General features: G+C 42.7%; 6 protein-coding genes. 3 read left to right on the forward strand and 3 right to left on the reverse strand.

Annotated elements, in window-relative coordinates:
• The first annotated feature begins 217 nt into the window (after positions 1-217).
• Positions 218-1,762, forward strand: coding sequence for a carotenoid isomerase (gene crtH / locus VB836_RS13035; RefSeq protein ID WP_323219707.1), 1,545 nt, complete (start codon positions 218-220; stop codon positions 1,760-1,762).
• A 225-nt stretch (positions 1,763-1,987) separates the two neighbouring features.
• Here the strand turns inward: crtH and VB836_RS13040 are convergent, their stop codons facing one another.
• Positions 1,988-2,662 carry a HEAT repeat domain-containing protein gene (locus VB836_RS13040; protein ID WP_323219708.1) on the reverse strand — a complete coding sequence of 225 codons (675 nt, stop codon included), beginning with the start codon at positions 2,660-2,662 and terminating at the stop codon, positions 1,988-1,990.
• A 161-nt stretch (positions 2,663-2,823) separates the two neighbouring features.
• Here VB836_RS13040 and VB836_RS13045 point away from each other — a divergent pair, with 161 nt between their 5' ends.
• On the forward strand, positions 2,824-5,226 hold the full coding sequence (locus tag VB836_RS13045; protein WP_323219709.1) for a CBS domain-containing protein: 2,403 nt from the start codon (positions 2,824-2,826) through the stop codon (positions 5,224-5,226).
• A gap of 469 nt (positions 5,227-5,695) precedes the next feature.
• Here the strand turns inward: VB836_RS13045 and leuB are convergent, their stop codons facing one another.
• Positions 5,696-6,784: a 3-isopropylmalate dehydrogenase gene (gene leuB, locus VB836_RS13050; RefSeq protein WP_323219710.1), complete on the reverse strand. Its 1,089-nt coding sequence runs from the start codon at positions 6,782-6,784 to the stop codon at positions 5,696-5,698.
• A 394-nt stretch (positions 6,785-7,178) separates the two neighbouring features.
• Here leuB and VB836_RS13055 point away from each other — a divergent pair, with 394 nt between their 5' ends.
• Positions 7,179-8,297 (forward strand): sensor histidine kinase, encoded by a 1,119-nt coding sequence (locus VB836_RS13055; RefSeq protein WP_323219711.1) that lies wholly within the window; start codon positions 7,179-7,181, stop codon positions 8,295-8,297.
• On the opposite strand, the gene VB836_RS13060 is transcribed toward VB836_RS13055, so the two are convergent.
• The gene (locus tag VB836_RS13060) at positions 8,294-9,202 is read right to left on the reverse strand and encodes a S66 peptidase family protein (RefSeq protein ID WP_323219712.1); all 909 of its coding nucleotides are present in this window, start codon (positions 9,200-9,202) and stop codon (positions 8,294-8,296) included. The genes VB836_RS13055 and VB836_RS13060 overlap by 4 nt on opposite strands.
• Positions 9,203-9,542: the final 340 nt, after the last annotated feature.

Here is a 9,542-nt window from a genome sequence, read left to right on the forward strand (position 1 = left end):
GCCTGTTCTACACAAGTATGCCAAGCCATGTAGGATTCGCTTCGCTCAGTTTTCTTTGTTGGTCAAAATTCATCTCGCCGTTAAGCCGAAGGCTCTAACGGGAGTCCTCTTTTGACATTTAAGATAGACATTGCGCGATCGCTGGGCTATCTCGCCTCAAACCGCTCTTGGGCGTTACACTGTGAGAGTCAGAAAATCCTTGAAGAGAGTAAACTTCATGCCTGTTCCTAGCCGTCAGCCGTCTATTGGTGCCAACACAGTACCCACCTCACAAGTATTTGATGTCATTGTCATTGGTTCTGGGATTGGAGGACTGGTGACAGCAACGCAGTTAGCCGCTAAAGGCGCTAACGTACTCGTCCTCGAAAGTTATATCATTCCGGGCGGAAGTTCGGGCTACTTTGAACGAGAAGGATATCGCTTTGATGTCGGTGCCTCGATGATTTTTGGTTTTGGTGACAAAGGCACCACAAACCTGTTAACCCGTGCCTTAGAAGCCGTGAAAGTCAGCTTAGAAACCATTCCTGACCCGGTACAGATCCATTATCACCTCCCCGAAGACCTTGAAGTACAAGTTCATCGGGATTATGAAAAATTCTTGAAAGAACTAATTGAGAAGTTTCCCCACGAACAGCAAGGAATTCGTAAATTTTATGATGAATGCTGGAAAGTTTTCAACTGCCTCAACTCGATGGAACTTCTCTCGTTAGAAGAACCCCGTTATCTGATGCGAGTATTTTTCCAAAATCCGGGGGCTTGTTTGGGTTTAGCACAATATTTACCCCAAAATGCAGGTGAAGTCGCCCGACGTTATATTAGCGATCCGCAGCTATTAAAGTTTATAGATATAGAATGTTACTGTTGGTCAGTTGTTCCGGCTGATTTTACCCCAATGATTAACGCCGGAATGGTCTTTAGCGATCGCCATTATGGAGGGATTAACTATCCCAAAGGTGGAGTTGGTGAAATCTCGATTAAGTTAGCCGAAGGACTCGAAAAAGCAGGAGGTCAAATTCACTATAAAGCCAGAGTCAAACAAATTATCTTGGAACAAGGCAGGGCTGTTGGTGTTGAATTAACCGATGGTAGCATCTATCGAGCCAAACGTATTGTTTCCAATGCCACACGCTGGGATACCTTTGGTAAATTGATTCCTTCTGAACAAACCCCCAAATCAGAAATGAAATGGCGACAGCGCTATCAAAAATCACCCAGTTTTCTTAACCTGCATTTGGGAGTTGAGGCGTCTGTGTTTCCACCGGGAACAGAATGTCATCATGTGATTGTCGAAGATTGGCAACAAATGGAACAACCAGAAGGAACAATCTTTGTTTCCATTCCCACGCTTCTCGATCCATCTCTGGCTCCTGAAGGTTATCACATTCTGCACACCTTTACCCCTAGTTATATTGAGCAATGGCTTGGGTTATCGGAGGCGGAATATGAACAGAAAAAAGAAGAAGCCGCCGGACGTCTTATTGATCGCTTAGAAAAATTCTTTCCCGGTTTAGATGCAGGGTTAGATTACATGGAAATTGGTACTGCGCGATCGCATCGTCGTTTTCTCAACCGAGAAGATGGGACTTATGGCCCGATTCCTCAGCGTCGGCTGCGGGGGTTGTTGGGAATGCCATTTAACCGCACATCCGTTCCCGGTTTATACTGTGTGGGAGACAGCACTTTTCCCGGTCAAGGCTTAAATGCTGTCGCCTTTTCTGGGTTTGCTTGCGCCCATCGCATTGCAGTAGATTTAGGATTTTAACAGTCAAAAAGGCAATCTTGCAATCTTGCAATAGGCAATAGTCAGGGGTTAGGGGTTGGGGAAAGTCAACCCGAAACCCGACACCCACTGACTGGTCACTGGTCACTGTTCACTGAAAAACTGATCACTGGTCACTGTTCACTGGTCACTGAAAAACTGATCACTGAAAAACTGGTCACTGGTCACTGTTCACTGGTCACTGAAAAACTGGTCACTGTAAACTGATCACTGTAAACTGTAAAGACGTTCAAGGGAGAGTTGCGCCGCTTTTGAGACTTGGGGATGACTATCTTTGGCTAAATATTTCAAGGCGGCTATACTTTTAGCACTGGGTAAATTTCCTAACGCTTCAGACAGTCGTTGTCGAATTAACCAATCATCGGACTGAGCAAACCGTAAAATCGCATCAATTGCTTCTAAATCTTTGATTTCACCCAAAGCGGCGATCGCTGCTTGTTGAACAACAACCTCTTGAGAGTCTAACGCTTGAATTAAGACATCGTGAGCGCGAATATCCTTGAGATTTCCTAAAGAAACCGCCGCACTAAACCGCACTAACCAGTCTGTGTCTTCATAAAAAGCACGCACCAACGGTTCAAAGGCTCGAATATCTTCTAGATAACCTAAAGCACCCGCCGCATCTGCTCGAATACCGTAATCTGGATCAGATTCCAACAATTCGACTAAAATTGGATAGCATTCCTCTGTGGGTTTGATACCGAGCGCAAATATTGCCATTGAGCGAATCGGTAAGTTGGGATCGTTTAAGACTTTTTTGATTAACGGAACAGCATCAGCCGGAGGAACTTTTCGTAGCGAAGCCAAAGCTAGCATCCGATCCCGGGAATTTTCACTTTCCAGTTGAGTTGCAATTTGTTCTAAGCTTAAAGGTTCATTCATGGTTCAACATTTATCAAAACTTTACATTGGAATTGCTTTGATCTTAATGGAGTCAGAAGATCTGCGCCATAAAGCATCTTGACGTTAGGATGCTGCGTTCCCGCACAGATCGGTTTAGGGGTTAAATGATCCAAATATTTATTGATATTTCTTGATGAGTTATGACGCTCTACCAACCGCCTCAATATTCTTCCGCCTTAGAACAGGCAATTGATCGAAACCCAATTGTCGTTACACCTGATACCTCACTTTATAATGTGATTCGGCTGATCGGTCAGCTCAATTGTATTAATCCTCTACCCACTGTTGAGCGTTCAGAAAACGGTAATGGTTCAGAGTCATTGATTAACCCTAATCCCAGCCAGTCGAGTTGTATTTTGATTGTAGAGGGGAAAGGGGAAACTTCGCCGACGGAAATTTCGACTTTACAGGGGATAGTCACCGAACGAGAAATTGTGCAGTTATTGGCGACGGGTTTGTTAGATCATCCGGCTGAAGTTCGCTTGCATAAAACCCGAATTGGTGAGGTGATGTCTCCTTCGACGGTGCATTTAGTCGAGTCGAAAGATCAAGATATTTTCACCGCATTATCGTTGTTTCGACAGCAACAAATTCATCACTTACCTGTTCTCAATGCTGAAGATCATTTAGTGGGTGTGATTACTCCTGAGCGGATTCGACAGGTGTTGCAACCTTCTAATATCCTGCGATTGCGGCGCGTTGGGGATGAGATGAGTCGCCAACCTGTTACTGCACCTGTAACCGCTTCATTACTCAGTTTAGCGCAAATGATGTCGGCACATCAAGCGACTTGTGTCGTGATTTATCAATTTTCTCGTCGTAAGCAATTGACTCCAGTGGGAATTGTCACGGGTTTTGATATTGTTCAAGCTCAATATTTAGAACTGGATTTATCTCGAACGACTGCTGAAACGGTGATTCAGGGAAGCTCATTTTTTAGTCTAAAAGCTGATGATTCTCTCTGGGTGGCGCATAAAGAGATGCAAAAGCAACAAGTCCAATGGTTAATCGTTTGTGGTGATCACGGAGAATTGGTTGGGATTATTAGTCAGATGAGTTTGTTGCGAATGCTTGATCCGACAGAAATGTATCGGGTTGTTCGCAATTTACAGCAATCAGTTGATCAATTGCAAGCTGAAAAATTTGAGTTACTAGAAAGTCGCGCCGCACAATTAGAAGATCAGGTACAAGAACGAACCGCTAAACTGTACGAACAACTGCAACGAGAGCGTTTATTTGCCAAGATTTCGTTTCAAATTCATCAATCCCTTAATATTGAGGAAATTCTCAATACAACGGTTGCAGAAGTTCGGCAGGTTTTAAATGCTGATCGGGTTGTCATTTATCATGTAATTTCTAATCAGTCCGGGAAAATGGTGGCTGAATCTGTGGCTCCGGAATGGCAACCGCTCCTCGATAAAACCTTGAATAAAAAGATTGTCAAAGCCTATCTGACTGCCTTTGAAACGGACTCTGTTTATGCGATCGCGAACCTCCATCATAGCAGACTTACAGCCGAAGAAGTTGAACGGTTACAACAGGAGAAAATACAAGCTTATCTGATTGTTCCGATTTTGCAAGATGGACAACTTTGGGGGATGATTGCGGCTCATCAATGTTCCGGTTCTCGTCAGTGGCAACCTTCAGAAATTACGGTTTTACAACAGTTAGCGACTCAGTTGGCGATCGCCATTCAACAAGCTCAATTATACCGCCAAGTTCAAGATTTGAATACCCATCTAGAACGTCAAGTCCAAGAACGTACCGCAGAATTACAGCAAAAAGTCAAGGAACTTCAGCAGTTAAATATCCTGAAAGATGATTTTCTCAGTACCGTTTCTCACGAACTGCGGACTCCTTTAGCCAATATGAAAATGGCAATTCATATGATTAAATTAGTGCCGCAAAATGATCGATTTGAACGGTATATTCATATTCTAGAACAGGAATGCTCGAGAGAGACGAACTTAATTAATGATTTGCTTGATTTACAAAAGCTTGAAGTCTCTTCAACACCTATTTATCTAGAAACCGTTGAGTTATCCCAATGGCTACCTCAGATGATTCAACCCTTTTATTCTCGCACTCAAGAACGTCAACAAATCCTTAACGTTAAATATCCCAAAAATCTGCCTTCTATTCTAACCAATTCGATTAGTTTAGAACGAATTTTAGCCGAATTACTCAATAATGCTTGTAAGTATACTCCGAATGGCGGTGAAATTGGCTTAACGGTTAGTTGTTCAACCCCTCGCAAAAGTCGCGCTAAAAAAAGTCTCAATCAACTTCAAGAAACAGAAGAAAATCCCGAAGGGTTAGGCGCGGTGAAGTTGGTGATTTCTAACCTAGCGGAAATTCCCGAAAAAGAAATCCCTAAAATCTTCGATAAATTTTATCGAGTTCCCAATGCTGATCCCTGGAAACAAGGGGGAACAGGTTTAGGGCTAGCCTTGGTTCAAAAATTAGTTGAACAACTGCGGGGAACCATTCAAGTTAGCAGCAAAAATCAGATTACTACCTTTACTGTTGAATTACCGAGATAATAGGCAAGGGTTGAGCCTGACTAAAAGTGGCTGTAGAATATAGACAACAGAAGCAGGAGTAGTTCACCAGTTCCCTGAAAACTCCTAATACACAAAAGACTTCTCTTGTCAAGTTGCCTTTTTTGAACCTCGAAAAATTGGTGCAGGAGCCTTATTGAAATTGAGCGAAAAACAGAAATTTTCAACCAAGGAATGGGGGTTGTAGCCTCTATTTTGGGGTGTAGACACAAGAACCCCTTGGGTGTGGTTTCCTTAAGTCTACCAGAACCCCCAGAATCTCGTCAAGTCTTTGAGAAAATTTCTCAAAAAAAAGTTCATCAAATTCCGAGAAACATTTAAAAATCAAAACAGTTTGGAAGAACTGATAAGCCTAGCTTAAGAACTGGAGGAAAGTGATAAATTCTCAATTTTTCCTCTCCCCCTTGAATTAAAAAGATGTTCGGTGGTTAACCTATTCCCTGTTTTCTAACTAAATTTCTTCTAACGCTTTTAACAACATTTCTCCCATTTCTCGACATCCAACAAGTTTCATTCCATCTGACATAATATCCCCGGTACGATAACCCCAGTCGAGGACTTTTAACACCGCTTGTTCGATTTTTTCGGCGGCGATAGGTTGGTTTAAACCATAGCGTAACATCATCGCCGCACTGAGAACTTGCGCGAGGGGGTTGGCTTTATCAAGTCCTGCGATATCCGGCGCCGAACCGTGTACAGGTTCAAACACCCCAGGACCAGATTCTCCCAAACTCGCAGAGGGAAGCATTCCAATACTTCCTGTGAGCATGGCGGCTGCATCGGAGAGAATATCCCCAAATAAATTCCCCGTGACAATCGTATCAAACTGTTTCGGCCAGCGAACTAACTGCATGGCCGCATTATCAACATAAAGATGAGAGAGTTCAACTTCAGGGTACTCAGAGGCGAGTTGGGTGATGCGATCGCGCCAGAGTTGAGAAACATCGAGAACATTGGCTTTATCAACAGAACACAATTTTCCCCCTCGTTTTTTAGCGGTCTCAAAGCCAACTCGTCCGATGCGATCAATTTCCGACTCAGTGTAAGCCATCGTGTTTACACCCCGTTTTTCTCCCGTTTCCGTCTCAAAAATCCCTTTAGGTTGACCGAAATAAACACCGCCTGTAAGTTCTCGGACAACCATAATATCAACCCCTTCCACAACAGAGCGTTTCAGGGATGAAGCATCGACTAAATGAGGTAAGATAGTAGCGGGGCGTAGGTTAGCAAATAACCCTAATCCGGCCCTCAATCCTAATAGTCCGGTTTCTGGACGTTGATGACGGGGTAGGTTATCCCATTTATAACCCCCAATCGCTGCTAATAGTACCGCATCACTGTTGCGACATTGCTCAACAGATGCAGTGGGTAACGGTTCTCCGGTTGCATCAATGGCAACACCGCCAATTAAGGCTTCTTGAAAGTCGAAGGTAATCTCTAACTGTTGACCAACGGCTTTTAGGACATCTACCGCCACTGCCATAATTTCAGGGCCAATGCCGTCGCCGGGAAGAAGAGTAATGCGGTAGTTCTGGGTCATATTATTTCTAGATGTGGGAATTTAAGATTGTGGATAGAGTCAGGGCTGATAACCTAAGCTGTAATTTAGCCTACAATTATACCCAAATCTCCGTCAACTCTTACAGCAAAGGAAAATTTTGACGGGAGTTGAATTTTCTGTGGTTTGAGTCGGCAATGTCAATCCTAAACCCACTCCTAGAATTAATGAAACAGAACAACATCGGCTGATTATCAATTCTGTTAATTTCACTGAACTCAGCTTGCGGAATAAAAAGGCCTTTTGTTGACCAATTCACTCAAAAATAAAGTCAGACTCTTGCTGATCTCTCGAGAGAATAGCATAGAATAGACAAAGTAAGGTATTGATGACTCTAGATCAAGCTTTTCCGACAACAGATGGGTGCAAGTGATCAATGGGAAAAAAACTTCCACAGCAAATTAAGGTTTGGCAATGCACTTCTATCACGATTGCAGGTTTAGCTGGATTGATTTTTTTGACTGCGGTTACTCAATCTTTTTGGTCTCTTAGTTGGATGATTTCTGGTCTTGGCATTTGGGCTGCTCTCGCTAGTTTCACGGCTTTCATCTGTTATAAGCAACAATATATATTACGACAAGAAAAAGCTGAACTCGAAAGTTTACTCAAAAAAACAATAGAACAGTTTAAAGCTGAAAAAATTGAGTTAGAACAAGTGATCGCTTTAACCCATGAGCGATTGGGGAAAATACAGGCTCAGAATCGAGTTTTGCAGGAAATGAATCATCGCAAAGATGAGTTTCTCCGACAAACTTCTCACGAACTGAGAACTCCGATGAATGGGATTATTGGTTCCCTACAGTTATTATTAGATGATTTGTGTGATGATCACGAAGAAGAAGTAGAACTACTGCAACAAGCTTATCAATCTTCTATTCATTTACTGACGTTACTTAATCAAGTTTTAGATTTAGCAAAAATTGAATCGGGTCGATTGACGTTTGATATAAAATCCGTTGATTTGCATTCGAGTCTATCAGCCGCGATTTACTTACAATTAGCCAATATTCGCCAAAAAAATCTACAACTCCATCGCAAAAACTATCTGAATATTATTAGAGTTAAAGCTGATTCGACCAAACTAAAACAAGTTTTTATTAATGTGATTGGTAATGCGATAAAATTTACTGAAGAGGGTAGTATTACGATTACGACCGAAATCCAATATATCACTGTTTCTTCAAACAATCAGCAGCCCCAAGAAATGATGATGGCTGTTGTTACTGTGAAAGATACAGGAGTGGGAATTGATCCCTCCAATCAGAATCAACTCTTTCAACCCTTTCAAGTCGAAGATGAAGGCCGATTTTTCCCTCAAGGAAGTACCGGGTTAGGATTAGTGATTTCTAAACATTTAGTAGAAATGATGGGCGGTAAAATTAAGCTGAGTAGTACCGGAAGAAATCAAGGTACAACGGTTGAAATTATTTTACCTTTAGCTGATTATGATGAAGAGGTTGAGAACGAATTAAATATCGAATTAAATATCATTTAATCTCGGCATTCATCCCGCAAAATATTTAAAATTCCCCGATCGCCATCTAACTCTGCTATAATCCCTACAGGTAAGCTAGCATTGACCCCATCGTGACCAAATGGCAGATCCGACACAACAGGAATCCCGAGATCTCCGAAGCGATCGCGCAAAACTTCTTCTAACTTAAAGCTATTGGGGTTAATATTCTTCTCCCACTGACTGAACCGCCCTAACGCAATTCCTGCAACCTGTTGTAACGCGCCTGTCATTCGCCAATAGGTTAACATTCGATCAATGCGGTAGGGTTCCTCATTCACATCCTCAAAGGCTAAAATAGCCCCCGCTAACTGCGGTTGATAAGCGGTTCCTAGTAAACAAGTTGCGACGGTTAAATTTCCCGGTAATAGCCGCCCTCGCACTTTTCCGTTTCCCCATCCTATCCCCTGTAACGGTTCAACTCGACGACCTTCTAACCAATCAAATAATCGTTGAATTGACCAGTCGGGTTCTTGTGCTAAAGTTGTTAGAACAGGGCCGTGTATTCCGAAGGTTTTCCCAATACTTGCCCAGAGTAAAGCCGTAATATCTGAAAAGCCGATTAAAAATTTAGGGGTGATATCGGGTTTGAGGGTTTCCCAACCCCAACTTTCCAGTAAACGAGTTGCCCCAAAACCGCCTCGAGAGCAAATAATACCGCTACAATGATCATCATTCAAAGCTTCCGCGAGTTGATGGCGTCGGGCGTCATCGGTTCCGGCGAGATAACCCCATTGATCAGTGTAACCTGTTGTCAGTTCTAACTGATAGCCCTGCGATCGCCAAATATCTAAACCTTGTTCAAACGGTTCAAGATTTCGCAACGCACCACTGGGGGTAATGACTCGTAAGCGATCGCCCGGTTTTAACGGTTGAGGAACAAACATTCTTTCATCTGGGGGAAATGAGTTTGATTTTAGCAACTCAAGACCAACTTTTTGTATCAAACTGGAACAGTGCGAGCTTCATCAATCTTATTTTAAAATTTTATAACCATCTAGTAATATTAAGAAGTAGACACCAACAAAAAATGACTGAAGTTAACTCAAAGTCACGAACCCGCCGTTAACCGCGAAAGCGGTATAACGGGGGCTTGAAAGAGTCCAAACGTGACCAGACTAAGTTCTTAGAGAACTCCGTTATCTGGGTCAAGACACCTAAGAATGCGTGCCAGTTTTTAGCTCTGTCGTCTAACTTTAAACAGATTTAATCGGGTTAAGTTAGTGA

This window comes from Limnoraphis robusta BA-68 BA1, assembly GCF_034932365.1.
GTDB classification, from domain to species: Bacteria; Cyanobacteriota; Cyanobacteriia; order Cyanobacteriales; family Microcoleaceae; genus Capilliphycus; species Capilliphycus robustus.